26 protein-coding genes and 1 tRNA gene are annotated in these 26,708 nt (G+C 43.4%); 17 read left to right on the top strand and 10 right to left on the bottom strand.

All coding sequences use genetic code 11. The features are described from left to right. Positions 1 to 20 precede the first annotated feature (20 nt). The gene (locus PGRAT_RS01375) at positions 21 to 560 is read right to left on the bottom strand and encodes a PadR family transcriptional regulator (protein WP_025703168.1); all 540 of its coding nucleotides are present in this window, start codon (positions 558 to 560) and stop codon (positions 21 to 23) included. A gap of 274 nt (positions 561 to 834) precedes the next feature. Between PGRAT_RS01375 and PGRAT_RS01370 the strand changes: the two genes are divergently transcribed. Further along, entirely contained in the window at positions 835 to 2,040 is a 1,206-nt protein-coding gene (locus PGRAT_RS01370) for an MFS transporter (protein WP_025703170.1), read from the top strand. A gap of 175 nt (positions 2,041 to 2,215) precedes the next feature. Here the strand turns inward: PGRAT_RS01370 and PGRAT_RS01365 are convergent, their stop codons facing one another. From PGRAT_RS01365 to PGRAT_RS01355, 3 genes are all read right to left on the bottom strand, one after another. Further along, complete coding sequence (locus PGRAT_RS01365; protein WP_025703172.1) at positions 2,216 to 3,607, bottom strand: MATE family efflux transporter; 1,392 nt, start codon at positions 3,605 to 3,607, stop codon at positions 2,216 to 2,218. A 171-nt stretch (positions 3,608 to 3,778) separates the two neighbouring features. Beyond that, positions 3,779 to 3,862, bottom strand: a tRNA-Leu gene (locus PGRAT_RS01360). Positions 3,863 to 4,169: 307 nt separating this feature from the next. Next, positions 4,170 to 4,607, bottom strand: a complete 438-nt coding sequence (locus PGRAT_RS01355) for a hypothetical protein (protein WP_025703174.1) — start codon at positions 4,605 to 4,607, stop codon at positions 4,170 to 4,172. A gap of 108 nt (positions 4,608 to 4,715) precedes the next feature. On the opposite strand from PGRAT_RS01355, the gene PGRAT_RS01350 reads away from it, so the two are divergent. From PGRAT_RS01350 to pseI, 12 genes are all read left to right on the top strand, one after another. Next, on the top strand, positions 4,716 to 5,690 hold the full coding sequence (locus PGRAT_RS01350; RefSeq protein WP_025703176.1) for a CgeB family protein: 975 nt from the start codon (positions 4,716 to 4,718) through the stop codon (positions 5,688 to 5,690). A 275-nt stretch (positions 5,691 to 5,965) separates the two neighbouring features. Further along, positions 5,966 to 6,748 carry a glycosyltransferase family 2 protein gene (locus PGRAT_RS01345; protein WP_025703179.1) on the top strand — a complete coding sequence of 261 codons (783 nt, stop codon included), beginning with the start codon at positions 5,966 to 5,968 and terminating at the stop codon, positions 6,746 to 6,748. Positions 6,749 to 6,764: 16 nt separating this feature from the next. Continuing rightward, complete coding sequence (locus PGRAT_RS01340; protein WP_025703181.1) at positions 6,765 to 8,186, top strand: glycosyltransferase family protein; 1,422 nt, start codon at positions 6,765 to 6,767, stop codon at positions 8,184 to 8,186. Positions 8,187 to 8,209: 23 nt separating this feature from the next. After that, complete coding sequence (locus tag PGRAT_RS01335) at positions 8,210 to 9,214, top strand: polysaccharide biosynthesis protein (RefSeq protein WP_025703183.1); 1,005 nt, start codon at positions 8,210 to 8,212, stop codon at positions 9,212 to 9,214. Between the two features lie 11 nt (positions 9,215 to 9,225). Continuing rightward, entirely contained in the window at positions 9,226 to 10,191 is a 966-nt protein-coding gene (locus PGRAT_RS01330; protein WP_025703184.1) for an NAD-dependent epimerase/dehydratase family protein, read from the top strand. Then, the gene (pseC, locus tag PGRAT_RS01325; RefSeq protein ID WP_025703186.1) at positions 10,188 to 11,387 is read left to right on the top strand and encodes a UDP-4-amino-4,6-dideoxy-N-acetyl-beta-L-altrosamine transaminase; all 1,200 of its coding nucleotides are present in this window, start codon (positions 10,188 to 10,190) and stop codon (positions 11,385 to 11,387) included. The genes PGRAT_RS01330 and pseC overlap by 4 nt, the downstream gene beginning before the upstream one ends. A 17-nt stretch (positions 11,388 to 11,404) precedes the next feature. Further along, positions 11,405 to 13,174, top strand: coding sequence for an N-acetylneuraminate synthase family protein (locus PGRAT_RS31390; RefSeq protein ID WP_155990290.1), 1,770 nt, complete (start codon positions 11,405 to 11,407; stop codon positions 13,172 to 13,174). A gap of 23 nt (positions 13,175 to 13,197) precedes the next feature. Further along, positions 13,198 to 14,112 carry an aldo/keto reductase gene (locus tag PGRAT_RS01315; RefSeq protein ID WP_025703190.1) on the top strand — a complete coding sequence of 305 codons (915 nt, stop codon included), beginning with the start codon at positions 13,198 to 13,200 and terminating at the stop codon, positions 14,110 to 14,112. A gap of 1 nt (position 14,113) precedes the next feature. Next, a complete protein-coding gene (locus tag PGRAT_RS01310) occupies positions 14,114 to 14,911 on the top strand; it encodes an SDR family NAD(P)-dependent oxidoreductase (protein WP_025703192.1) in 798 nt (265 codons plus the stop codon). 17 nt (positions 14,912 to 14,928) lie between these two features. Beyond that, a complete protein-coding gene (gene pseG, locus PGRAT_RS01305; RefSeq protein WP_025703194.1) occupies positions 14,929 to 16,002 on the top strand; it encodes a UDP-2,4-diacetamido-2,4,6-trideoxy-beta-L-altropyranose hydrolase in 1,074 nt (357 codons plus the stop codon). Next, positions 15,989 to 16,561, top strand: a complete 573-nt coding sequence (gene pseH, locus PGRAT_RS01300; protein WP_025703196.1) for a UDP-4-amino-4,6-dideoxy-N-acetyl-beta-L-altrosamine N-acetyltransferase — start codon at positions 15,989 to 15,991, stop codon at positions 16,559 to 16,561. The genes pseG and pseH overlap by 14 nt, the downstream gene beginning before the upstream one ends. Further along, entirely contained in the window at positions 16,539 to 17,588 is a 1,050-nt protein-coding gene (gene pseI, locus PGRAT_RS01295; RefSeq protein ID WP_025703198.1) for a pseudaminic acid synthase, read from the top strand. Before pseH ends, pseI begins: the two co-directional genes overlap by 23 nt. A 103-nt stretch (positions 17,589 to 17,691) precedes the next feature. Here pseI and PGRAT_RS01290 read toward each other — a convergent pair whose 3' ends face one another. Continuing rightward, the gene (locus tag PGRAT_RS01290) at positions 17,692 to 18,597 is read right to left on the bottom strand and encodes an AraC family transcriptional regulator (RefSeq protein WP_025703200.1); all 906 of its coding nucleotides are present in this window, start codon (positions 18,595 to 18,597) and stop codon (positions 17,692 to 17,694) included. A gap of 510 nt (positions 18,598 to 19,107) precedes the next feature. Here PGRAT_RS01290 and PGRAT_RS01285 point away from each other — a divergent pair. The 3 genes from PGRAT_RS01285 to PGRAT_RS32070 all read left to right on the top strand — a co-directional run bounded on the left by PGRAT_RS01285 (position 19,108) and on the right by PGRAT_RS32070 (position 20,606). After that, the gene (locus PGRAT_RS01285) at positions 19,108 to 19,503 is read left to right on the top strand and encodes a sigma-70 family RNA polymerase sigma factor (protein ID WP_052415679.1); all 396 of its coding nucleotides are present in this window, start codon (positions 19,108 to 19,110) and stop codon (positions 19,501 to 19,503) included. Continuing rightward, the gene (locus tag PGRAT_RS32075) at positions 19,504 to 19,662 is read left to right on the top strand and encodes a YvrJ family protein (RefSeq protein WP_081758636.1); all 159 of its coding nucleotides are present in this window, start codon (positions 19,504 to 19,506) and stop codon (positions 19,660 to 19,662) included. Between the two features lie 350 nt (positions 19,663 to 20,012). Continuing rightward, on the top strand, positions 20,013 to 20,606 hold the full coding sequence (locus tag PGRAT_RS32070; protein ID WP_081758952.1) for a lysozyme: 594 nt from the start codon (positions 20,013 to 20,015) through the stop codon (positions 20,604 to 20,606). Between the two features lie 83 nt (positions 20,607 to 20,689). On the opposite strand, the gene PGRAT_RS01280 is transcribed toward PGRAT_RS32070, so the two are convergent. After that, the gene (locus PGRAT_RS01280; RefSeq protein ID WP_025707914.1) at positions 20,690 to 21,289 is read right to left on the bottom strand and encodes a hypothetical protein; all 600 of its coding nucleotides are present in this window, start codon (positions 21,287 to 21,289) and stop codon (positions 20,690 to 20,692) included. A gap of 514 nt (positions 21,290 to 21,803) precedes the next feature. Between PGRAT_RS01280 and PGRAT_RS01275 the strand changes: the two genes are divergently transcribed. Further along, positions 21,804 to 22,211, top strand: coding sequence for an LSm family protein (locus PGRAT_RS01275; RefSeq protein WP_025707915.1), 408 nt, complete (start codon positions 21,804 to 21,806; stop codon positions 22,209 to 22,211). Positions 22,212 to 22,321: 110 nt separating this feature from the next. Here PGRAT_RS01275 and PGRAT_RS01270 read toward each other — a convergent pair whose 3' ends face one another. From PGRAT_RS01270 to PGRAT_RS34615, 4 genes are all read right to left on the bottom strand, one after another. Then, entirely contained in the window at positions 22,322 to 23,608 is a 1,287-nt protein-coding gene (locus PGRAT_RS01270; RefSeq protein WP_025707943.1) for a glycoside hydrolase family 18 protein, read from the bottom strand. A 222-nt stretch (positions 23,609 to 23,830) separates the two neighbouring features. After that, complete coding sequence (locus PGRAT_RS01265) at positions 23,831 to 24,709, bottom strand: SDR family oxidoreductase (protein WP_238326888.1); 879 nt, start codon at positions 24,707 to 24,709, stop codon at positions 23,831 to 23,833. Between the two features lie 205 nt (positions 24,710 to 24,914). Next, a complete protein-coding gene (locus PGRAT_RS33950; RefSeq protein WP_202903663.1) occupies positions 24,915 to 25,610 on the bottom strand; it encodes a group II intron maturase-specific domain-containing protein in 696 nt (231 codons plus the stop codon). Continuing rightward, positions 25,531 to 26,316 (bottom strand): reverse transcriptase domain-containing protein, encoded by a 786-nt coding sequence (locus PGRAT_RS34615; protein ID WP_202903662.1) that lies wholly within the window; start codon positions 26,314 to 26,316, stop codon positions 25,531 to 25,533. The genes PGRAT_RS33950 and PGRAT_RS34615 overlap by 80 nt, the downstream gene beginning before the upstream one ends. Between the last annotated feature and the right edge of the window lie 392 nt (positions 26,317 to 26,708).

The raw sequence follows: 26,708 nt of genomic DNA, 5'->3' as shown, positions 1-26,708 counted from the left end.
ATGAAACATAGAGATTCCCGCTACAGCAAATCATTCAATAGATCCTGCTTAAGCTTCTGTAAAAACTGCAGTTGCACCTCACATTGCTCATACATATTCTCGAAAATTAACAGTACATTCTTTGAAACCTCGGAATACTTCTCCTTTTCTTTTTGCCCTGCTTTCATTTCATCATATATAGTCTGGATTGCCTGCTCCTGTACCTCCAACGCTTCAATGATTTCTTCTTTCGGCGCTTCATCCACGAACGTAAGAACTGTGTACAAAGCGGAAGGAAACACAACGGAAGCCTTCTTAAACGAGCTAATCAACATGCTGTTAAACTCATGTTTTCCCTTAGAGGTGATGGAATAAATGGCTTTTGAGCGATTGCCCGTTTGCTCAAGCTTTTCCAGACGGATTAGTTCATCTTTGTCCAGTTTTCTTAGGGCATGGTAGATAGAGGCAGGCTGCACGTATGCCCACTTATCTGTTTGTGCAGATATCATCTTTTGCTGGATCTCATAGCCGGACATTGATCCGAATTTCAATAATAATCCAAGTACCATTACATCTGTCATGATCTTCGCTCCGCTCAAATAGTAAATTCATAGTATTAAAACTATAGTACTAATTATTACATTCAATTCTATATTTCAACATTTCATCTGTAAAGAACATTCATTACGAATGGCTCTCACTTTACACCATAGGGGTTAGTTGCTATAATACAATCGTAAGTCCAATACTAAATGTTTAGTATTATAGTTTTACTACTATACCTTTAGTAATGACTTGCCCGATGGGAATATCTTAAACTCATTTTCAACCAAACAAGCGAAAGAAGGTCTTATTATGAACACGATTACCCCAAAAAAACAAAAAGCCGCTCTGTTAGTAGTCGGGATAGCGATTTTTTTGGATATGCTGATTTATGGGCTGGTGGTGCCTATTCTTCCGAAATATGCAAGCGCTCTGGGGGCTTCCCAGACCGGAATCGGCTTGCTCTTTGGGAGCTACGCAATCGCATTGTTCATCGCCACACCTATATTTGGAGCTTTATCTGACCGAATTGGACGACGGACCCCTATGCTTTGGGGATTGCTTGGATTGGCTGCAGCTACACTATTGTTTGCATTTGCCGAAGAATATTGGATGCTTATAACAGCAAGAGCCTTGCAGGGACTTGCCGCAGCTATCACCTGGACATCCGGATTAGCTATACTTGCTGATCTTTACCCTTCCGAAGAGCGCGGCAAAGCGATGGGGCTGGCCTTATCAGGACAGGCTGCAGGAATCCTTCTTGGGCCAAGCTTAGGCGGCTGGATGTATCAATTAGGCGGTTATAAGCTTCCTTTTCTCTTTGCAGCAGTTCTGGCCATAGCTGATGGACTGCTTAGGATCTTTCTGTTGCGTGATTTACCAGAAAGAACATCGGGGACGTTCCTCTCCTCATTCGGTTTGCTGCGCAACCGCAGTCTGCTGCTAATCAGCGGTGTTGTTATTATTGGTTCGGCTATCCCCAGTGTATTGGAGCCTACCCTGCCACTGCATTTGCAGGAGAAGTTTAATGCTGAGCCAGGTTTTATCGGAATGTTATTCGCTATTCCTACATTATCCTACGCGCTCGCCACCCCTTGGATCGGCAAGTTATCCAGCAAGATTGGATATAAGAAAGCTGTGCTGATCGGACTTGCAGTAGTTGCCATAAGTCTGCCGCTCTCCGCTCTGCCGGACTCCATGTGGATGCAGGCCGCTTCTCTAGTGCTGCTGGGAATCAGCATGGGTATGGTTCTTGCACCTTGCCTTCCCGCACTTGCGGACATTTCGGAACAAAGCGGACTTCCTTCCTATGGAATTACCTTTGCGATCTATAACACAGCCTACTCATTCGGAATGATCTTAGGACCAGTGACCGGCAGCGTACTGACCGATGCCATCGGGCTGAAACTTTCATATCTCTCTGTTGGCTGTGTTGCACTTTTGTATATGTTGATTATGCTCCCAAGTTTCCGAAGAACGGAGGTCACCCGGTTAAACAGTAATGCTCACGACCGGTAACGGAGTTAAAAGTACCATCTGAACCCCTGGCACATTAACGGCGCTGATTCGTTAGTTCATTAAAATATAAATGACCCGTAAGAAGGCCGCTTTTTTTCAAAGTTGCCAGCTTACGGGTCATAGCCCACAGTCATAATAGATTCTTTTTCTACTATTCAATCCATTAACTCAAGGCTTAAATCACCTTATGCTGGACCCACTTCTCCCCGAGAAAACGCCGGAGGAAGATGAAGCCGCGCACGCCCCACTCACAGTTCATTGCCAGCCATACCCCGACAATGCCCATATTCAGGACGATGCCGAGGACATAGCCCAGCACAACGCGGAACAGCCACATGGACAGCATGGACACAATGGAGGTGAACTTGGAATCACCCGCCGCCCGAAGTGCAGAAGGCGTAATGAAGCTGACCGACCACAGCGGGATCTGGGCAATGGAGTTAATCAGAAAAACGATGAAGATATCCCGGACGATCTCCTCCGGCGGATGAAACAGCGATACCAGCGGATGAAATACCGGGAAGATCAGCAGCGCCATGAACGCAAAGGAAGCGGAAGACAGCCATAGAAAGGATTTGACGAATTTGCGCGCATCCTTCGTATTCCGGCTGCCCATACATTGGCCGACGACGGTAATCAGGGTCAGCGACAACGCATTGGCCGGAATCTGCATCACCCCGGCGAGTGAGGAAGAGATTGCATTCGTGGCAATCGCATAGGTGCCTAGGCTGACAATGAAGATCTGCGTCAGTATCTTGCCGCCATTGAAGAACATCTGCTCCGCCGCAAACGGCAGGCCGATGAACATAATTCTTTTGACCATAGTCCAGTTGAGGGCCAGCAGGTCCCGGATCTTTACACGCAGACTGCTGTCCAGCCGGAACAGGTAGATCAGCGCGCAGACCGCCGCCAGGTACCGGGAGGTGTTGATCGCAATGGTCATCCCGAACACTCCCATATGCAGCCCGTTGATGAACACAAAGTTCAACAGCACATACGAAAAGTTCATAATCAGCGAGAGCACAAGCGAGACCCGGGTCCTCCCGATGCCGCGCAGCGCGCCGCATACTGCCTCCATCACAGCAATCCCCAGATAGGACAGGCTGCTGCCGATGAGATACGTGCGGGCGTTCGACATAACCTCCGGCGAAGCCGCGCCGAACAGCAAATGCAGCAGAGGGCCATGGAACACAATGCCAAACAAGCCGATGGCAAAGGCCATCAGCGATACGGAGGATACGGCTCCTGCAGCTGCTTTGGAGACCATTAACTCGTTTCCGCTGCCTTTGTATTGCGCTACTACAACAGTACCTCCCGTTGACACGGCAATGAACACACTGATCAGAAAAATATTCAGCGAATCTATCATATTCACCGCACTGATTGCGGCCACTCCGGAAGAGCTGATCATCGCTGTGTTCACGACGTTCAGCCCGACTACAAAGGCTTGGTCTACTAATATTGGAAGAAATAACGATATAATTTGACGGTAGTCGATGGATTCTCCGGAAAAATGCTTGTCGAGAAACAGGCGGCCCTGCTTCACATTCACCTTGGGCTCTAGCATAAGTTCACTTCTTTATAGTAGAATTTAGGGCCTCGCTATTCTAACATATGAGCTGCATAAGTCAAGCAAATCACATGTCCGGCCTTTATTATCCTCTGTTCATGTCTTATTGAACAATAAAAAAGCTTCTGCGCTGCCCGGATGAGCAGTACAGAAGCTTTTTGGTTATTATGCGGTCAAGAGGACTCGAACCTCCACGATATTGCTACCACTGGCACCTGAAGCCAGCGCGTCTGCCAATTCCGCCATGACCGCAAATTATGAAATGCAACGCAAGAAGTAATATATCATGATTATGACGTAAGCGCAAGAGGTTTTTTAGAATAAGTTTATTTCTTTATGGCGTAATCGCACTTGACGCTGGGCACATGTAATGCAGGATTCTTGGGATGAATATGTTTATGTTCAACTGTTTTGGCATACGCTGCCATTCTGATGCATAGTATAATTAAAAAACTCCTATAGTAGAAGGTGTTAACCTGTTTGTTCCCTAAAACAAACAAGTCTTCTACTAAGGAGTTTTTACTGCTGAAAATTTCTTAGCCCCACAGAGTCAGCCGAGTTATACAGGCGTGTAAACTTTTCCAGTAATATTGATTGGACCAGTTAAGGTAATATCCCCCTGGATATCCTCCGGGTTTGAAGCAAACACTTGAAGTACATGAAAACCTACTGATACATTCGTAAGAATGGACTGGAACGTTGTGGTCATTTCAAGCGGTTCTTCTTCATCGTTTGAAATGGACTCTTGCTCAGCACTACCAACAACGATCCCATCCATAAGGACTTGAAGGAAGAGTTTTGGTTGATCTGGCGGTGTAGCAAAAACGTTCGTCACCTGCCAACCTACTGTAGTAGTGAGTTCTACAAAGTTGGTTGCTTGTGGAACATTAATACCAAATTCTAATATCAGCTTTGCTGTTGCATTAATGGGAATAATAACCCCATTATCTAGGTTTGTCTGGAAGCTTCTACCGAATTCAACTAAGGTCTGTGCCATATTTTCACCTCCACTTATTTATAAATCATCATATGAGTTATCTCATTTTATGTTTGTGGCAATGTCCTATCAACTAAAAAAATCTCAAATTTACAATGGAGGAAAAAAATGAATATTATTTTTATTACTTCAGGTTTTAAAGCAGTTTATAACTTTTTTGAACAGTGTGTAGTAAAAGCATTTCAGAATGCGGGTCACTACTGTGAATCCTTCACATTAAATAATAATGGTTTAAATGCTCTGAAACTTATGGAACAGTCTTTGCAGCCGGATCTTATTTTTGCAATGACCGGTTTGAAAATCTCCGTACCTATACTAGAATTCTTAAAAGAAACAAAGGCAAAGTCGGCCATTTGGATGACTGAAGATCCTTATTATATGGACTGGACCCTCCCGCTTATCCCTTATTTCGACTATATTTTTACCATCGATCAAGCTGCAGTAGAACAATATAAAAGACTTGGGCATCCATATGTCTATCATCTTCCGCTAGGAACAGATCCAGAAGTGTTTCATTCCACATTAGTCTCTAAAGAGTTTGCAAGTGATATTTGTTTAGTAGGAGTACCCTATAGTAATCGGATTGAGCTTATTGAATTCTTGTTAAAGAGAACAGATTATCAAATTCAAATCGTTGGGAGAGGGTGGAGCAAGCATAAATATGAATGGATAAAAAATTCAAACCGGGATTTAGATTTAGTGAATGCCTGGGTAAAGCCCGAAACCGTTGTGAATTATTATAATGGTTCTAAAATCATTCTAAATATCCACCGTCCATCTGATGAGAAATATAATAAAAACCGTATGGGTATTATTGCGAAAAGTATCAACAACCGCACCTTCGATGCTGCCAGTTGTGAAGCATTTCAACTTCTTGATTCTAAAGAAGATCTGGTCAATCATTTTGAGGACGGGAAGGAAATTGTTTGTTTTAAAGATAAGCATGATTTACTTGAGAAGATTCATTATTATATGGCCCACGACGAAGAACGCAAACAAATTGCTCACAATGCAAGGAAACGCGTGTTGACTTCACACACCTTTCAACATCGAATCGATCATTTGTTAATGAAGCTTCAATGAGAATTATAAATAAGAGCAGCCCGTGAGGTTTTCCCTCAAGCAGCTCCCCCTACGCTTCACCGAATTTCCCACCCGAAAAAACTCACCCGGCCCTAAAGCTGCATTTACTTTCTTTACGATTCCCCTTCAAAGGTACACCGCCCTCTTATTTGGTTCGTAATTCCGATGCTTATTTACCCTATTATTAGTAGTTTGGAAAATTTAGCCTTATAACCTATTACATTTTGGTTATCAAAACATAGTATAGAAAGTAAACAGCAAGGGAGGTCTTATATTTGGCAAAGGTATCCATAATAATGACTAGTTACAATAAGCCTGGATATATCGCGAAGTCCATTCAATCCATTGTAGATCAGACTTTTACAGACTTTGAACTCTTCTTGATGGATGATAACTCGAATGCAGAAACAATTAAAGCAATTGAACCTTTTTTAAATGATAAAAGAATCAAATTTTATCAGAGTGATATACAAACCATGAACGAAAGAGTGGAGAAGGTCAGATATGCTGCGCTAATAAATGAAGCCCTGCACAAAGCGTCGGGTGAGTACATTTCATATGCAACTGATGATAACTGTTATAGAAAAAATAGACTGGAAAAAATGGTGGATTATTTAGAGAGCGATCAGAGTGCCATGATTGTCTACTCTGCCTCATTAGTCAATTACTTAAATGAGAGGAGCGAAATAACGAAACAACAATTAAGACATGCAAAAAGAATGGTCCCGGTAGCCCCCTGCCAAATAGATCATTGTTCAGTCATGCATAGAAGCTCCATTCTCCCTGTCATAAAGGAAAAATTCGGCTCCTATTGGGACGAGAACCCGGAATTTTATAGAATTGGCGATGCCAGGTTTTTCTGGCGGCTAAATCAGTTTTGGGATTTCTATCCGATAGAGGATATTTTAGATGATAACTATATCACGGAATTATCCATTCACTATCAACTGCAGCAGCAAGAAAAGAGTGAATTTATACAAATGCTGCCCCCTCAAAGAACATGTAAAGAGCTTAGAGAAGAACTAAGATCAATGAAACAGCAAAAAACCATAAAATAAGGAGGGATAAAACGGAGTGTCTATCTACCTATCGAATTACTGGTCTCTGTATAGTGAATTCATCAGTGTTCTGAAGGATTTAAAGTATAGAGACATCCCCATTGCCCTCATGACGAATTTCTATCAACAAATTAATGATGATCTTAGAAGTGATATGGAGCGAACAGATTTTGAGATGAAATTGAACGATTCAAGGATTAAGAAACCAAACGAGATTCAACCTTTTTTCGAGAAGATGGTAGCACCTTTAAGGCAACCCTATAAGACTAATTTAAATGGAAAGATATTGATCAATCTGGACTATACAAGAATTCCAGTGAAAACACTAAGTGATCATTTTAGTAGAGATCATACGATAATGTTGTCACGTTCCAGAGCTTCTGAATATTTCGGGATTCCAAATGTATGTATTGGAAGCTTTAAGAGCGACACCGGAGAGGCGTCCAATGCGTTAATCAAGCAGGCAACTTCAATTTTAGCGGAATACGAAGGACATCCTGCTTTTAGTAATCCCTTATTTTGCCAAACATTCATTAAGCGAATTCCCGGTATTGTCGATGCAATAGAAACTGTTAATAACCTTTACGAGCAAATCCCGGTAGGTGCTGTATTGATAGGTACGACAGAAGATGTTGTTAGCCGGTCTCTTGCGGTCGTTGGAGCTATAAAAGGAATTCCCAGCATTTGTTTGCAACATGGGATTTTAATGGGGGAAGAAGCGTTTATCCCCGTTTTTTCAAGTCATATAGGGATATACGGAGAGTACGAAAAAGAATGGTATATGACAAGGGGGCTTGAGGAAAAACGAATCGCAGTGATCGGTCACCCCCGATATGATGAAATCTTCACTTCTACCCGACTGCCAAATGATACTTTTTGTGAAGCGTACGATCTTGACCCAAATAGAATTACGTTATTAGTTGCTACAGGGCCGGGATTAGATGCAGATAAGATACAAGCGCTAATCACGGAGTTGGCTAAGAATCAGAAATTTCAATTCATCATAAAACCCCATCCTTGGGAGCTTTCAAAAAAGCTGATTTCACTCTACACGGACTTGGAAAGAACGTGTAAATCCGTCCAAGTTATCAAGGATAAAAAAGCAGATACACGCGATCTGATAATCAATTCAGACGGTGTCATCGCTTCACTGTCTACCGTTGCTCTGGAATCTTTTTTATTTAATAAACCCGTTTTTGTCTTTGATTTCATTCAAGCAAACCGTGAATACGATTATTATAATTCCCTGGAGAATTATATTCAGAAGGAGCCAACAGAGTTAATAAAAACGGTCTCTTCATATTTTACAAGTGAAGAAGAGAAATTAAATTTTGAAGGTGTGAAAAATAACTTTTTACTAAAATCCTATACAACAAAACATTCTGGCAAAGAGCTCTCAGAGTTGATTAACCAATTGATCAATGAAAGACATAAATAAATGAAAAAGGGAGGAGGGCTGGTATGTTTTTTAAGAATAAAAAAATTTTGGTTATTGGTGGTACAGGCACAATCGGGAAAAGTATTGTGAAACATATTTTACAAGAGGAGCCTGAAGCTATCAGAATTTTTAGTAGAGATGAGTATAAACAGTTCGAGCTGCAAAATGAAGTGAATGGACATTCAAAGTTAAGCTACTTGATAGGGGATATTCGTGATTATGATCGTGTCTTATGTGCGATGGAGGATATTGATTACGTGTTTCATACAGCAGCAATGAAGCATGTTTCATTTTGTGAATATAACCCTTTCGAGGCTGTGCTTACGAATATTATCGGCACGTATAACGTGATTAAAGCAGCGAAACAACAAAACGTAAAAAAAGTAGTGTTTACAAGTACAGATAAAGCCATCTCTCCGACCAACAATTATGGAGCAACTAAACTATCCGCTGAGAAACTTATTTCCTCCGCAGAATATTCGAAAGGTTCAGGAAAAACCGTATTCTCTACTGTGCGGTTCGGTAATGTAATGGGCTCCAGAGGTTCGGTCATCCCGTTATTTGTTAAGCAAGTCAGAGAAAGCAAAGCTATAACGGTAACAGATTTATCGATGACAAGATTTATGATGACGTTAGAACAGGCGACTAAACTTACAATCCAATCACTGCAAATATCTAAAGGCGGAGAAACGTTTATTTTGAAAATGCCTGTGATTAAACTACAGGACTTAGCAGAGATTGTTGTAGAAGAAACGCCGAAGAAATACGGGATTGACCCGTCCACGGTTGGTATCGTTGAAATTGGCTTAAAGCCTGGCGAAAAAAGATATGAAGAACTGATGACGTATGATGAATCATTAAGTGCTTATGAATTACCCGATTTATATATTGTTCCTTCTCCGTTTGCCCCTAGAAACACATACGAGGATGCAAGCAGACCGAAACCCGGCACCTATAGCTCGGAAGGAGCGATCCCGCTGACTAAGGAACAAGTGCGGAAGTTAACGATTGAACAAAATCTAATCTAGTGGAGGTAAATATGAATATATTAGTCACCGGTGGCACCGGTTTTATTGGCAGATGGGTCGTTGGACGTTTGTTAAGGGATGGACACAAGGTATGGGTAATAGATAACTTAGCAAATTCCTCACTTGAGAATGTGAACGAGTTTCTTGACAATAAAAACCTGCAAATGGTCAAAATCATGGATCTTAAAGACCGGGAACCCTTACACGAGCTTTTTCGGGAGACCACATTTGAGCTTTGTTACCATCTTGCAGCAAGCATCAATGTTCAAGACAGCATTGATGATCCTGAAACTACTTTTAACAACGACACTGTTGCTACTTTTTATTTACTGGAAGAGTGCAGACGGCAGCAAGTGAAAATTGTCTTTATGAGTACATGCATGGTTTACGCCAGAGCAAGTGATGAGCATGGAATTGACGAGCAATCGCCGATCAAACCAGCTTCTCCATATGCCGGAGCAAAAATTGCTGCTGAAAATATGGTGTTATCCTATTTCTTCGCATACGGTTTACCGGCAGTTGTCGTAAGACCGTTTAATACGTATGGTCCTTTCCAGAGAACCGGCGGTGAAGGCGGAGTCGTGGCCATCTTTATTCATAATAAGTTAAAAGGCGAACCACTGAATATCTATGGAGAGGGTACACAATCACGAGATTTGCTGTATGTAGCAGATTGTGCTGATTTTGTGGTTGAAGCTGGTTACAGCGATCAGTTAAATGGAGAAATTGTTAATGCAGGTACAGGGAGAGATATTTCAATCAATCAGTTAGCAGAGCTTATTTCAAAAGGGCAAGTGCCTATTCACCATATTCCCCATATTCATCCTCAAAGTGAGATTCAAAAGCTGTTATGTAATTTTCAAAAAGCTGAAAAAACGCTGTCTTGGACACCAAAGGTAACGATTGAAGAGGGAATAAAACAGACGGAAAAATGGATACAATCAACCTTTCATAGAAAGGAGCCTTTCAAATCATGAGCAAAAGTAAATTAGCAATCCATGGCGGAGCTCCCGTACGTGCCCACTATCTGCCTTATGGAAAACAAGTCATCGATGAGATGGATATCCAATCGGTGGTTGAGGTATTGCAAAGTGATTTCATAACAAGCGGTCCTGCCATTGAGCAATTTGAAGCTGACATTGCAAGGTTCACAGGAGCGAAGTATGCTGTGGCATTTTCAAGCGGAACAGCAGCGTTGCATGGTGCCTGTCATGCTGCCGGGATTGGCGAGGGTGATGAGGTCATTACAACACCAATGACCTTTGCCGCTTCAGCTAACTGTGTATTATACCAAGGAGGAAAACCGGTATTCGTCGATATCGACCCGCTAACGTATAACCTGGACCCCAAATTGGTAAAGGAAAACATTACAGAAAAAACAAAAGCAATCATTCCAGTTCATTTTACAGGCCAGCCCGCCCAGCTTGATGAAATCATAACAATTGCCCGGGAAAACAACTTAGTTGTGATCGAAGATGCCGCACATGCGCTGGGTGCAAAATATAAGAATAAAAGGATTGGCTCAATTAGTGATATGACGATGTTTAGCTTTCATCCAGTGAAACATATAACAACTGGTGAGGGTGGAATGATTACAACGAATAAAGAAGAATTGTATAAGAAATTACTGCAATTCCGGACACATGGAATTACAAGGGAGCAAAAACTATTAAGGGAAAACCATGGACCCTGGTATTATGAAATGCAGTTTCTCGGGTTCAACTACAGAATAACGGATATTCAGGCATCACTAGGCATATCACAGTTGAAGAAAATCGGGAGTTTTATAGAGAAGCGCAAGCAACTTGCAGAACTCTATACCAAGGAACTGGGCTCGATAGAAGAAATCATCCTCCCGCATCAGCTTTCCGATGTTGATTCGAGCTGGCATCTCTATATTCTAAAACTCCAGCTCTCACAACTGACTGCCGGCAGGAAAGAGATATTTCAAGCACTGCAAAAAGAAAATATCGGTGTAAATGTCCATTATATCCCCGTTTATTTTCACCCCTATTACGAAAGCTTAGGCTTTCAAAAGGGAATTTGTCCGATCGCTGAAAGCTGTTATAAAGAATTCATTACACTCCCTTTATATGCAGGAATGGATCATCGCGATGTGATGGATGTTGTGGAGGCTGTGAAGAAGGTTATAACCTACTATTCCAATAAATAAAGAAAGAAGTGATCAAGGTGGCAACAGCGAAAGTCCTTGCCGAGATTGCTAATGCCCACTGGGGTGACCCTGCCAGGCTGGCAGAATTGATCATTGCTGCCGCAGATAGTGGCGCAGATGGCGTGAAATTTCAGTGGTTTAAATACGACAGTATAGCTACACCGGACTTTATTCACTATCAAACTTATATTGATTTATCCATCGACAACAAAATATGGGCCGATTCATTAACCCTCGCGAAAGGTTTGGGATTAGAAGTTTGGGTGGACATATACGATGAATGGGGAGCCCAGTTATTAGCTGAGCTTGAAGGTTCAGTTGATGGTCTGAAATTAGCATCAACAGTATTACAGTCCGATACGTTGATTCAAGCTCTAAAGAAGTTTGAAAAACCATTATTAATTGGTGTGGGAGGTTGGTATGAAGAAGAAATTGATAAACAGCTATCCTACATTAAAAATAACTTTAAGGGTCCAATCATTTTAATGCATGGTTATCAAGGATACCCTACGCGAACAGAGGATTCCAATCTGAGTCGTCTCGCTTACTTCAAACAAAGATATCAATTGGAAGTTGGCTTTGCTGATCACGAAGATGCCGGCAATGAAATGGCAATAGACTTGCCTGTCTATGCTTATTTATTGGGGGCAGGAATCATTGAGAAGCATATTACCATTGACCGTTCGAGTAAAGGGATTGATTATTATTCAGCACTGGAACCGCACGAATTTAAAGTAATGGTTGAAAAGCTGCGCAGGGCAGAGGTTGTATGGGGTAGCCTGGACATAAAAGAATCAGAAAGAAAGTATCTTGAGGATTCATCTTTAAAAATAGTTTCGAGAAAAGGGATTAGCCCGGGTGAGATTATAACAGACGAAAAAATAAGATATAAACGGTCTTCCGTACCCAATGCATTTAGGGCACAAAACACTTCCGAACGATTTCCGCTTATCTCAAAATCAGTTATTCCCGCCGATACCCCGATCACCCCGGACATGGTTAATAAACCCAAGGTTTGCATTGTAGTGATTTGCAGATTGAAATCAACAAGACTTCGGCGGAAGGCCTTGCTTCCTCTAAATGGTGTCCCTTCCATTGAAAGATGTCTAATGAATTGTTTGGCAGTCCCGAATTGTGATCAGGTTGTCCTGGCAACCTCTGATCTTCCAGAGGATCAACCCCTTACCAACTTCACTTTGGATCATAAGGTGAAAATTGTAACTGGAGATCCAACAAATGTTCCTAAAAGAATACTCAAATCTGCTGAAGAAACCAATGCAGATATTGTTGTTCGTGTCACTGGTGACGATCCTTTTATTTCACCGGAAATGCTCAGTTATTTGATAGATCATCATATAAAAAGCGGAGCCGATTTTTCCCATGCAAAGGAATCTACAATGGGGACTGTTGGTGATGTGATTACAGTTGAAGCGCTTAGAAGATTATTGCAATTATTACAGCATTCAGAAGACCTCACTTATACAGAATATCTGTCTTTTTATTTTATGAATAATCCAACCCTGTTCAATGTAAACTCTATCGATATTCCAGATCAATGGATTTTTCCGGATTGGCGATTAACCCTGGATGAAGCTGAGGATTTGAAATTATTCGAGAAAATATTTAATGAGTTAGATGTTGGAAAAAGGCCGCTTTACTTTGAAGAATTAAAGTCCTTTTTGTTGAATAACCCGAAGCTGATGGAAATGAATAGGGGAATCAAAGTGAAATGGTTGGAGGATACGTCACTAATTAACGAGTTGAATAAAGCGACAAAGTTTATTTAACCATGAAAGTGTGAGGTTGCCGGATGAGAAATGGTTCTAAACTTATGTTGGGTACGGCTCAATTAGGCACAAAATATGGGATTTCTAATGTGGCAGGTATGCCGTCCAGACAAAAAAGCTGTGAATTAATCAAATATGCCGTTACCTCAGGTATTGGTTATTTGGACACAGCGCCGGGATATGGCGAAAGTGAGAAAATGATTGGGGATTGTTTGAATAACTTAAATTTGAATAGCAAGCCGGTTATTGTGACGAAGCTCCCCTCTGTACGGACATTAGGTTTCAGAACTGAAGAAGAACGAAAAAACTTTGTGTATTCTTCCCTTGTTTCTTCGCTGGAAAATTTAAAACTTTCTGCTTTAGATAGGTGTCTTTTGCATGATCCTATGGATATGACCTACCAAAATGGCGAGATAATTAACATTCTTAGTGATCTGAAGCAAATACGGATTATCCATAAAATTGGTGTTTCCGTATATGATCCACAAGATATTGAGATGTATTTAAACTTAGGTTGTTTTGACAGTATTCAGGTACCCATTAATTTATTTGACCAAAGATTGATACGAAATGGAATGCTTGAAAAACTATCAGAAAAAGGAATAGAAGTATTTGCACGAAGTATCTATCTTCAAGGATTATTATTGATGGCTCCAGAGCATCTTCCCGATAAGCTGAAACAAGCCAAAAAACCATTGGAACGATTATTACAATATTGCGGAGAAACAGGGATATCCATAAAGGAGCTTTCCTTTCTGTTTGTAAGAGATCTTCCAGGTGTATCAAAAATCATCATTGGGTGTGAGACGATAGATCAATTAAAGGAAAACCTCACGATGATGGAATTACCTCCTTTAAAAAAAGAGGTGATTAAAGAGATCCATCAATTATTTATAGATATTCCCTCAAAGATTATTGATCCTAGGATGTGGAACTAAAATGGAGTCTACAAGAAATAGAATTTTTAATTTAGAAGGTAACACAGCAGTAGTGACAGGTGGTGCGGGTTATTTAGGAAAGGCAATATCAGAAGGTCTTGCTGAGGCTGGTGCTAATGTTTACATTGTAAGTCCAAATGAAATGAAATGTATCGGTTTAGCGGAAAAGATTGCCAAAAAAACTGCAGCAGAATGCTTTGGTAAATATATCGATATCCGAAAAGAAGCCTCCATCAAAAAGTGTTTTCAAGAAATTTTTGAAGCCGCCGGGAGTATTGATATTTTAGTGAATAATGCTGCATTTAGCTCACCGGGAAAATTAGTCACCATGAGTGAAGAGGATTGGTTAAGGGGCATGGATGGAACGATTAATGGAACTTTTAGATGTACCCAAGCTGTATTACCCTACATGATGGATCAGAAAAAGGGTTCAATCATCAATATGTCTTCTATGTATGGCATAGTTTCTCCAAACCCTGAGGTCTATGGCGATAGCGGAATGGATAACCCGGCTAATTACGGAGCAGGCAAAGCAGCCATTAATCAATTTACCCGCTATATCGCTTGCCACTACGGTAAACATGGGATCCGGGCAAATACAGTATCACCCGGCCCCTTTCCAAATCAATCGGTTCAAGCGAATACAAATTTTATTAAACACCTTGAAGAGAAAAACCCTTTAGGCAGGATCGGTAAACCTGAAGACCTAAAAGGAATTATGGTTTTTCTTGCATCCGCTGCTTCTGCTTATATCACAGGTGAGAATATTTCTGTCGATGGCGGCTGGACAGCATGGTAATAGGAGAAGTTGTTGATATGAATATAATCTTTCGAGTGGATTCTTCCTATGAAATGGGTACGGGTCACGTCATGCGTTGTCTAACACTTGCCGATGAACTTACAAAAGAAAGAGCAAAAGTCTCGTTCATTTGCCGTGATTTGCCTGGAAATCTGACAAACTATATTACGGACAGAGGTTATCCTGTATTTTTGCTGCCTTTCCACATCAAAGGGGATTCCTCCTGGTTACAAGTGGACTTCCAAACAGATGCGATGGAAACCGCACAAATCCTTATGGAATCCCCGCCTGTTGATTGTTTGATCATTGACCATTATGGGATTGATCAAAGATGGGAGAAATTAATAGAAAAGAATGTGACGAAGATTGTGGTGATTGATGACTTAGCCGACCGGCCGCATCAATGCAGCATTTTACTAGATCCAAATTGTTCGTATACTGAGGACCGTTACCAGGATTTAGTCCCCAAAGGTTGCGTGAAATTAGTAGGGACCCGTTATGCAATACTTCGGCCTGAATTTCGGACAGTTAAGAAGCAGTTAGCGGATCGTGATGGAAGGATCAACAGAATTCTTGTGTTTTTTGGCGGCACAGACCCTACCAATGAAACCTTAAAAACATTACAGGCATTAAGTGATTTCCATTTCTCCAGTTTACACATCGATGTCGTTGTAGGTGAAATGAATAAAAACAAGGATGTCATTCAACAAATATGCAATCATATGCCAAATGTAATTTTTCATTGTCAGATTGATTATATGGCCGAATTAATGAGAAAGGCCGACTTTTCAATCGGAGCAGGCGGAAGTTCCACATGGGAGCGGTGTTATTTAGGATTACCTTCACTTTCAATTATAACTGCAGATAATCAAAGGGAAATAACTAAGCTGGTGCATGATCAAGGGGCTGCTTGCTGCTTAGGGGTTAGTGCTGATGTAACAACGAAAAGGATTGAGGACGGAATAAACTCCATGCTTGCCAACCCGTCACTGGTGAAAAAGATGTCCCTCAAAGCCCTTCAGCTGATGGGAGAGGATAAATTTAATGACGTTATAGCAATGATCATGGGAGGGGACAATGGCAGACATTAACGATTATAAACTGGAGAATTTAGGTCAAAAAGATCTAAAACTTGTATGGGAATGGCGTAATGCAGACTATATCCGTCCATTTATGATGAATGATGATTTCATCCCGTTAGAAGATCATTTCCGATGGTTTGAGACCGTGGAAAAAGATGCAAATAAACTAGTAAAACTGTGTTTGTATAAAGAAACCCCCATTGGTGTAGTGAACTTTTCACAAATCGATCCCAAGAACAAAACCTGCGAATGGGGATTTTATATTGGGGATAAGACCTGTCCCCGCTGGTCCGGGAAGGTCATGGGGATCTTAGCTTTGGATTTAATTTTTAAGGAGAGGCATATGAGGAAATGTTGTGCTCAAATACTAGACTTTAATAGCAAGAGCTTAGCCTATCATACAAAATTAGGTTTTGCTGAAGAGGGCAGGCTAATAAAGCAAATTCTACAAAACAATAAATATGCCGATGTGGTGTTCATGGGAATATTTAAGGAACAATGGGAGAAGCAAAGTGAATTTCTAAAAGAGGAGGTTGTAAAAGCAAATGAAGGAAATAACGATCGGTAACAGACGTATAGGCAACGGCAATCCTCCCTTTATCATAGCGGAAATGTCAGGGAATCATAACCAGTCCCTCGACCGGGCGCTGGGTATTGTTAAGGCAGCGGCAAAAGCAGGAGCACATGCGTTCAAAATTCAAACGTATACTCCTGAGACGATGACCCTTAATATTCAAGACGGGGATTTTATGATTGAATCCAATGGACTTTGGAAAGGGAAGTCTCTATTTGAGCTCTATAAAGAGGCGTATACCCCATGGGAATGGCATCAGCCAATTTTTGATTACTGCAAGAAATTAGGGATGATTCCTTTTAGTACACCGTTTGATGAAACTTCGCTTGAATTTTTAGAAACCCTTGATGTTGCATGCTACAAAATTGCCTCCTTCGAAAATAATGATATCCCTTTATTAAAAAAAGTTGCATCCAAGAGAAAGCCGATGATTATTTCTACAGGGATGGCTTCCCTGGGTGAAATTGAAAATTTAGTAAAAACTATTAAGGATGCAGGCTGCGATGATTTCATTTTATTAAAATGCACAAGCAGTTATCCGGCTTCACCCGAAAACACGAATCTGAATACAATCCCTTACTTAAGAGATGTATTTCATTGTCAGGTTGGTCTATCGGACCATACATTGGGAGTTGGGGCAGCCGTTGCAAGTGTAGCACTTGGCAGCACAGTCATTGAAAAGCACTTTACACTTAACCGTGATGAAGGTGGCGTTGATTCTGCTTTTTCCCTGGAGCCTGAAGAATTTGCTGCACTTGTGAGAGAAACGGATACAGCCTGGAAAGCACTAGGCGGGGTTTCAATCGGTCCCACAAAGGAAGAAGAACATTCACTTCAATTCAGACGATCAATTTATATTTCCAGGGATGTAAAGGCTGGCGAAGTGTTGACGATGGAAAATATAAGCGTGATCCGTCCTGGATTTGGTTTAGATCCAAAATACTATGATCTGCTCTTAGGAAAGCAAATTAAAAGAGATCTAAAAATTGGAACTCCATTAAGCTGGGAGCAGTTATTGTAATAATGTTTTTGGAACATTAGCCGAAAGATTATAGGGTTAATGAAAGAGAAGCGCAGGAGCGCTTCTCTTTTTTCAGGCAATACTTTTGACGGGCCTTTAAACCCTACTCCAGCTTCTTCACCGGCCGCAGCACCGCATACCCGTAACCCTCCGGATAATGGCGCTGGTAATCCTGCTTGGTATCCTCATCCCACTGATAGCCCATGCTTTCCGGATTATAATTCCAGGCCACCTGTTCTACGGTCCGCATCACTTCACCGTTGTCCTGCAGATAATCAAACGGCGGGTGGAAGAAGACCAGATACTCGGATTCAGGGATATCTCTGACCTCCATTCCCTCCGGGATCTCCCCGTTATAGTCCGCCGCCACAGGGATTCCGTACAGGTACCCTTTTTGCCCGTTCTGGTAGAACCAGCCCGCCGTTTGGCCAATCTGTCCGGGCAGAGTATGATGGGACATACTTTCCAGCGTTCCCGACACCTCGTCACAATCATGACCGTGTTTCCAGAACTGGCCGTAATTGTCCACCTCAGCATCCCAGATCCCAATGAACTTATGGGCCGGTATGCACTCGATCTTGATTTCCGCTTCCTGCAAATGCACCTGTCTCATCTTATCCCGCTCCTTGATTACGTAGTGATAAGGGGAGAACACTTCAGGGCGAATCGCGAGCGGAATGGGCCTGGGTGCCTTCCGGTAAGCATGCGGTGTAATCTTGAAAGCTTTCACAAACGCCCGTGAGAACGCTTCCTGTGACGAAAAGCCGAACTTCAAGGCAATGTCCAGAATCCGGGCATCCGTATCCCGCAGCTCCAGAGCGGCGCGGCTGATTCTTCGCTGCCAGATGTAATCCCGCAGGGTCATTCCAGTCAGCGAGTGAAACTGCTTCGTGCAGTAATATGGCGAGTAGCCAAGCTGCTCCGACATTTTCAGAAGCGATGGCACTGTGGCAAGATCGCTGTCGACCCAATCCACCATGAGTTGAACCATCTCATTCCATTCGTACATGCCGTGTTCCCTCCTTTCTCTATTGATCTTAGCAGAGCCGGGAGTTGTAGTTTTGACTTGGATTGCAGTGCTTTAGCCCTTAATTCTATAAAGAGCCTCTCTTCCCCTTCCCGGGGTAGTACCAGCATCGCTGTCACCAAGTGCAGGTTAATGTAATTAAATGGATTTTTCTCCGGTACCGTTTACTGAACGTTTACGTTCTGCTTTAATACATGTTCTTACTTGTAGTGTCAGCTTCGCTGGTACTACAAGCAAAGAAAATGTTTATATGTTAACAATTATGGTGCTGCCTTTATGTATGACTGCTTGATGGGAGCACAACAACGCAGAGCGGACATGATGCCTCCATGCCTTCCCTGATCTTTCTAGATAAGACTTTGACCTTAGCTCTATTAATGATAAAATGTAGAACATTTGTTCTTATTTTTTTAGAAATTGGTTGTAAAACACTGTTTCATCTCTCTTTATTAAGTAGGAGCAATCTCTTCATAAGGAAAGGGGGGGCTTATATTGAATAAGGATGATGAGGTAAATCGTCGTTTTATCAAGTATATGGCCAATCTTATTCACTATAACTCTATCAATTATGACAAAAAGAGACGAATGAGGGACAGCCGATTCCCGCTGACTTTAGACAACGATGAAAACCTAGAATCTGTCTTACTTACTGTTCATGATTCAGAATCTGTGCCACCAAATTTAAAAGATCACATTACGGATCATTCACTTTATCGAGCTTGTGAATCCCTTCCAGAACAACAACAACAGATACTATCACTAGCTTATGTTCAAGGGCTCAATGACAAGGAAATAGCCAGAATATTGGGAGTATCCCAACAAAATGTCTCGAAACACCGCTTAAAAGCTCTAACTAAATTGCGCAGCTTAATAACGGAAGGGGGATGAATGATGACGGAGGGTGACATTGCTACTTTTATTGCTAATTTAGGCTTCCCGATTGCAATTACTTTGTATCTACTTATTCGTTTTGAAAAAAAAATATCGGATCTAAGCGATGCCATTAATGGCTTGAAGAATGAAATACAAAAAAATGTAAAGCGGTGATTTTATGTTGGCCGAACTTTTAGTACAAGCACAGCACCACCACGATCAGGGGGCAACATTACATATCCTAGAATCTTTCACACCAAAGATCAAAGCCTCCTTGCGACAAGTCCCCGCCGATCATCGGAAGATTTGAAACAGGAGCTCTATGTCAAAATGATTGAGGTGATACAAACTTTTGATAGTAGTGAATTGAAATAAAATTAGGAGAGTGGTTGTAAATAAAGAGACTCATTTCTCTTTATATAATGTGAAGGCAATACGGCATTGCAGAAAACTTGGGAATGGTGCTCTGGCTATGATTCCTCCTTATTGTTCTTCTACTAAAAATAATTTCAGGAGTGATTATTATGAATCTAGGAACCGGTGGATCAACCCTTATCAAAAAGCATGAGGGATTTTCCTTGAAATTTTATGGAGATCCTGCTGGGTATCCAACAGTTGGATGGGGGCATCTGATAACAAGGACTAAAACATATACTAAAAATACATCAGGTAATCCAAAAACGTCTCTTCTAACCCAAGCAGAAGCTAATGCTCTATCAAGCTCTTTAAATCTAGGTTATACTTCACCAATTTCTCAGTCTAAGGCAAAAACTTTTTTTGCTGAGGATACTGCAGAGGCTGTAACGGCAGTAAATAGATTGTCACTTCCTTCAGGTATGTCTTTGTCACAATCCCAGTTTGATGCCCTTGTTTCGCTCACTTTTAATGCAGGCCCTAGGGTGCTAGCAACCAACGATGTAACAGCTCTGCTTAATTATAAGCAAATATATCCAACTTTTAGTGGTCCACTTTCAGCAAATGAACTTGATACTTGTTCAAGATTGGTCAGCAAGGCATTTTCATATGAAATAAAGCTACAAAGACGAAGAAATGAAGAAGCAACTTTATTCTGTAAAGGCAGAAAGTATACTCACAAATATCCAGTATATACACTATAGTTCAATCGTATTACGGCATAAACAAGAAAGGTCAGCCTAAAGAGGCTGACCTTTCTTGTTTAAAAAATATAACCTTAATTCATTTAATCAGTAATTTTTCTAAGCTCAAAAATAGTTGCCTCTGATGACAAGATAAGCCTATTGTTATTAACAACAAAAAAACCTACACTTACAGGTATCCTTAGTTTTGTAGAAGGGTCACTTATATCTATTACTTTTACTACATCATTTATATTTAAGTCGGGGATATCAATTTTATATAATCTATAAAAAGAGTCAGAGTTATTGCATGTCTCTGTAATCTCATATAATGGATTTTTTAGTTCATATTGATATTTCTTATACTTTTTAAGTCCTTTTGAGGAAAAAAAATCTTTTTCGATTATAATTTCATCTCCAATAAATTTTTGCCCTGTTGGATATTCAGAAGCATCATTATATGAATTTGCAAATCCTAAAAGCTTCTCAACTTTCCAAGTACCATAGAAATATGTTTCAGTTTCACTATCCAAATTTATACTTTCTGAATCACAATATTCGGATGTGTTTTTTGGAATAATAGACTCTTCCGTTTCAGGTTCAGGCTCACTGGAAGTATTTGGATTCGATATCGTTTCAACATTTCCACACGCCGATGCCAGCATCAACATGATCATAATACAAGCCAATAATGTTTTTTTCATATCTCACACTCCTACTCTGAATTAATTCCCCGTATGGATTAAAATCTCCTGTTCCATCGTTTTTATATCACCATGTGCTAAAAGCTACTTCCATACAGCGAGTAATCCTTCACTGCTGTATAACAAATGGGGCGATACTTCTTCTTTATTTTCCGATGCTTTTATCAGTTTTGCCTCAGTATTTTTTTTCAACACTATATACCCCTTTCATCTACCTAGCAGAAATTATATCAGAGCAATTGAAGCGATGAATGACATAAAATTAACATTATTTATGAATAAGGTTAACTTTATGTTATCTAAATCACAAACAACAATACGCCCAAATTGAACCTGCCCAAGTCATACAAAACGAGTACAACAAGGTTATCAACAAATTTTCAATCTAACCCGTACGCTTGCACTTGGTGACAGTGACGCTGGTATTCCCCCCTAAAAATTTTCCCATTCGCACAAACCGCACCCCATTCCTTGAGTAATATAGGAGTAAATAGTACAACGAGGTGAATAGCAAATGGGACAGCCAACTAAGATCCGCAAGCGGGCCAAGGCGCTGAAGGGCCGGCCAGTCTGCATTACACTTCATGACGGACGTTCGTATGTAGGTTATATCACCGGGGTGGAAAAGGAAGCGCTGATTCTCTCCAGACCCTATACAACTACAACCCAGAAATCCGGCAGGAAACCATCCAACCGTAAGCAGAAAGCTGAAGTTTCCTCGTTCATGCCGCTTCTCGGCTCACTTTTGGGAGGTTCGGGAGCAGGTGCAGGCGGAGGCATAGCGTCGGGGCTTAGCGGCGGCTTGCGCTTCCTGGGATTTATCCAAAAGGCGATGCCGGTGATGAAGATGGGCTACGGTATGATCAAAACCATCCGGCCCTTTTTTAACGGTCTGAAGGGCCTTATGGGAACCGGCGGATAAGCTTGTAGGCCCAGATGAGCACAGGCCCGAAAGACACCCCTTGAGGTGTCTTTCGGGCCTGTGTCTGGGTCTGCCTTTTATCCGTCCACAGATCCTCTCGCCTAATCCGGTTATCTTTTAACCACCCGAAAATTATCCTCAATCAGCAGCCAGTTCTGCGGAAATGGAAGCCCCAGCTTCCAGTAGCTGATCCCTCTGAGACCCAACTCCTTCAGCAGCGTGAATTTGGCCTGAATTGACCGGGCGTCCTCGAACCAGACCTTATGCCGCTTGCCGGCATCGTCGGTATAGTCAAAATGCGGCGCCTGATCCTTATAGTCGTACTGAATCGCCGCGTTCCTGGTTCTGGCCAGATCAATCGCCGCCTGGGGACTTAGTGCTTTGGCATAGGCTCCTCCCGCAACATAAGGCAACGTCCAGTCATAGCCGTAGAGGTTCTGTCCCATCATGATTTTGGAGCCCGGCATTTCACTTAAGGCATACTCCAATACCTTGCGGACAGGCCCGATCGGCGAGACCGGCATTGGCGGCCCTCCGCTATACCCCCACTCATACGTCATAATGATCACAAAATCGGCAACCTCGCCATGCACCTTATAATCGTGGGCGGTATACCAGGCACCTGTCTGGGTTCTGCTGGTCTTAGGGGCCAAAGCGGTTGACAGCAGGAACCCCTCCTGATGAATCCGGCCCGCTGCTTTCCGCAGAAAAGCATTGTACGCCTCACGGTCCTCCGGACGGAGAAATTCAAAGTCAAAATGGATGTCCCGGAAACCCAGCTGCTTCGCGGTGCTGATGATGTTTTCCAGCAATCGGCTTTGAACAGCCTGATCATTTAAAATGATCCGCCCCAGCTCGGAGCTGAACTGCGCATTCTCCAGATTGGTCACAACCATCATCAAGGTTACCCGGTTCTGTGCGGCAGTCGAAGCCAGATCATCTAGAGGCGGCGCCTCCAGTGAACCATCCCGCTGCACCTGGAAGCTGAAGGGAGCCAGATACGTGAGATGGGGCGCAGCTTCTGCGGCAGCGGCCTGCAAGCTCTGGGATACTGCTTCCCCTCTTGGCTCTATGTAGGCGTTAATTTCGGCGGTCCGCTTCGGTCCAGGCGGAATATATAAGCGAAGCCCTATCTGCAATGGCTGATTCAACGATAACTGATTGCTTGCAGCCAAATCACTTATGCCTATACCAAACCTTCGGGCGATAGTATACAAGCTGTCTCCTGGCTGAACCCAGTAATACATCCCTGTTATTGGAATTACCAGCGTTTGTCCAACCACCAGTCTGCCAGGTGCGGACAGTTGATTTGCCTCACTAATCTCACCTGCGCTTACCCCATAAGCCTGTGCGATACCGTACAGCGATTGACCTGCTTGCACAACATGAATTTGCATAGTATCACCCTCTCCATCCCCGGACAACGAATATTACATTTTATTCGGCTGAACGGGAGGGTATGCAGCCAGGATTTGTGGCGTGAAACACATAAATCCTTACATCTCAAAAAAAGCCCCTATTTAAGGGGCGGTCTGTACAGTATTCACGATGCCCGCAGGCGGGCATATCCAGCTTAATGCAGGCGGCAGCTGTCCTGGCCCGCCTCCCGGAACCAACGCTTATGGCGTCGGCATGCCGCCGTTGGCGTTCAGCGTTTCACCGCTGATGTAGCTTGACTCTTGGCTGGCCAGGAACACATAGGCCGGAGCCATTTCGGCCGGCTGGCCCGGTCGGCCAAGCGGGGTCTTCGCTCCGAAATCCTTCAGCACCTCCGTCGGTTGTCCGCCGGATACCTGGAGCGGCGTCCATACCGGACCAGGGGCCACAACGTTGACCCGGATACCCTTCCCGGCAACCTGCTGCGCGAGAGACTTGCTGAACGTATTGATCGCAGCCTTGGTTGTCGCGTAATCCAGCAGAATCGGCGAAGGCTCATAAGCCTGAATCGAAGAGGTGTTGATAATCGTGCTGCCCGGCTTCATATGCTTAAGCGCCGCTTTGCACAGCCAGAACAGTCCGTAGACATTGGTTTTGAACGTGGCATCGAACTGCTCTGTGGTAAGGTCGGCAATCTCCGGGACAAACTGCTGCATACCCGCGATATTCGCCAGAATATCAATGCCTCCCAGCTTCTCCACCGCGGCAGCCACGAGCTGTTCACTGTATTGCTCATCCTTCAGATCACCCGGCACGGCGACTGCGGTGCGGCCGGCTTCCTGCACTAGCTTAATCACTTCCTGAGCATCCTTCTCTTCCTCAGGCATATAAGAGAGAACCACATCTGCACCTTCCCGGGCAAAGGCAACCGCCACCGCGCGGCCGATTCCGCTGTCCGCTCCGGTGACAATCGCTTTGCGGCCGGCAAGACGCCCTGTTCCGCGGTACGTATCTTGCCCCGCATCCGGCAGCGGGTTCATTTCCTGTTCAAGGCCTGGAGGGTTCTGCTGCTGCTCAAATTCCGGACCAGCCTTAGTGTACTGCTTAACCGGGTCCTGCATCTTGTATTGGTCAGTCATTTTATGTTTCCTCCTCTTGAGTTGAATTGATTCCGTCTGGAGAGCCCTTACTTCTTGTAATGTAACCGAGTTGTTTCCGCTCTAAACATAGCTTTTCCCTCCTCCCGCTCAATCGAGTAGGAGGCTACCCATTAACTGAGCAGCCGACCTCTCACACCACCGTACGTACCGTTCGGTATACGGCGGTTCAACCGTATAAGTGCAATTTACGTAGATGCTCGTACTGTGCAGGGAAGTCATAATACCCGGCTTGTACGAGCTTTTCGTTTGTTATGGACCGAGACAGCACCGGGCTTCCGGCCACTCGCCAGTAGCCCAGACGGGAGTTCCCCCATTGGTGGGCCTGCCACTCCGGTATTCCCAGTTTCTTTAGGTTTTGTACCTTTGTTTTGGGCTTCTTCCACTGTTTCCAGATGTACATTCGAAGCCTTCTACGCACCCATTCGCTCCAGCTTTGTAGGGTCCGTTTCATATCGGCTACGTAGAAGTAGCCAATCCAGCCACGAATGTAGGCTTTCACCTTTTCCATGACTTGTCGTACATTCCTGCCCTGACTGCGGCTCGTCAGTTCTTTCAACTTCCTCTTTGCTTTGGCAAGGGATTGACCGTGGGCGCGTATATACAGCCCATTTCCGTTCTTGCCCAAGGCAAAGCCGAGAAACTTGAAATGCTTCCGGGCCACAACGCTCACAACCTTACTCTTCTGCGGATTCATCTGGAGTCTGAGTTTATTCTCCAGGTACTTCCGGCAGGTTTCCAGAAGCCGCGTTGCTGCCCGTTTGCTTTTGGCGACCACCACGATGTCATCCGCATACCGGATGACGTTCACTCCACGGCCCTTCATCTCCTGGTCGAATTCGTTCAGATAAATATTCGCAAGCAATGGAGATAAGGGGCCTCCTTGCGGAGAGCCTTCCTCGGTTTTGCAGTGTACCCCATTCTCCATAACCCCACTTTTCAGATATTTTTTTAATCAGCTCGGTTACACGCTTATCTTGAATTTGTTTACGCAGGAGATTCATTAGCAGCTCATGGTTCAGGGTGTCAAAGTATTTGGAGAGGTCGATTTCGACTGCGTAGCCGTAGCCTTCCTGTGCATATTCTTTTACCTTCCGGATCGCCTGCTGTGCACTCCGTCCGGGGCGGTAGCCGTAGCTTCCGTCTAAAAAGAGCGGCTCAAACAAGGGCTGCAGCTTCTGAGCGATAGCCTGCTGAATCACCCGGTCGATGACCGTGGGGATGCCCAGCTTCCGCATTCCGCTTCCATCTGGTTTGGGAATTTCCTTGCGCCGTACCGGGCTAGGCTTGTATTCGCCTTCCCGGATCCTTTGCAGAAGTTCGTCCTTATGTTCCTGCAACCACGGCAGCGCCTCTTCTACGGTCATTCCGTCGATTCCTGGCGCTCCATGGTTGCGTTTGACCTGCTTGTACGCTCTGTTCAGGTTATCTCTGTCCAGAATCTGTTCGAGCAGGTCCGCTGCACCGCCTCTTTCTCTACGTTCCCGAATGCCGGCACTCCGCGCTCCCGCATACTCTTCGCGTTCCACGCTATCCCTTTGCCGGCAGCCCTTTCGGTATTCTGCTTTCATTGCACCGACTCTCCTTTCCGTGTGTACTCGAGACTTACGATTGTTTGGCCCTTCCCGAAAAAAAAAACTTCCCGGTACTATGGCCTCTGCTGACTTCTCACAGCAAGCTTTACTCCGTCGTTCGGATTTTTTTTCCTACCGGACGTCTGTGAGACCTCCCCGGGTAAGAGCGATAACCTTCCCCTCATCTATCTGCCACATTTACATGCTGGGATTCGGGCAGTATTGGACTTTGCTTTGATATGCAAGCTCGTCCGTCCCAGTATGCCTTGTATGTGATTTCTGTTCGTCAGACCGAGGTTTTGCCTCCGGCTTCCTTCAGATTCCGCCTCGCGGCGGACACCCTTGCCTTTGGCTAACAGTTCCTACTGCCAAGCCTGTAGCGGACTTTC

Origin of the sequence: Paenibacillus graminis (assembly GCF_000758705.1) — a bacterium.
Classification (GTDB): Bacteria; Bacillota; Bacilli; order Paenibacillales; family Paenibacillaceae; genus Paenibacillus_AQ; species Paenibacillus_AQ graminis.
This window is presented reverse-complemented; position numbering and strand designations above follow the sequence as displayed.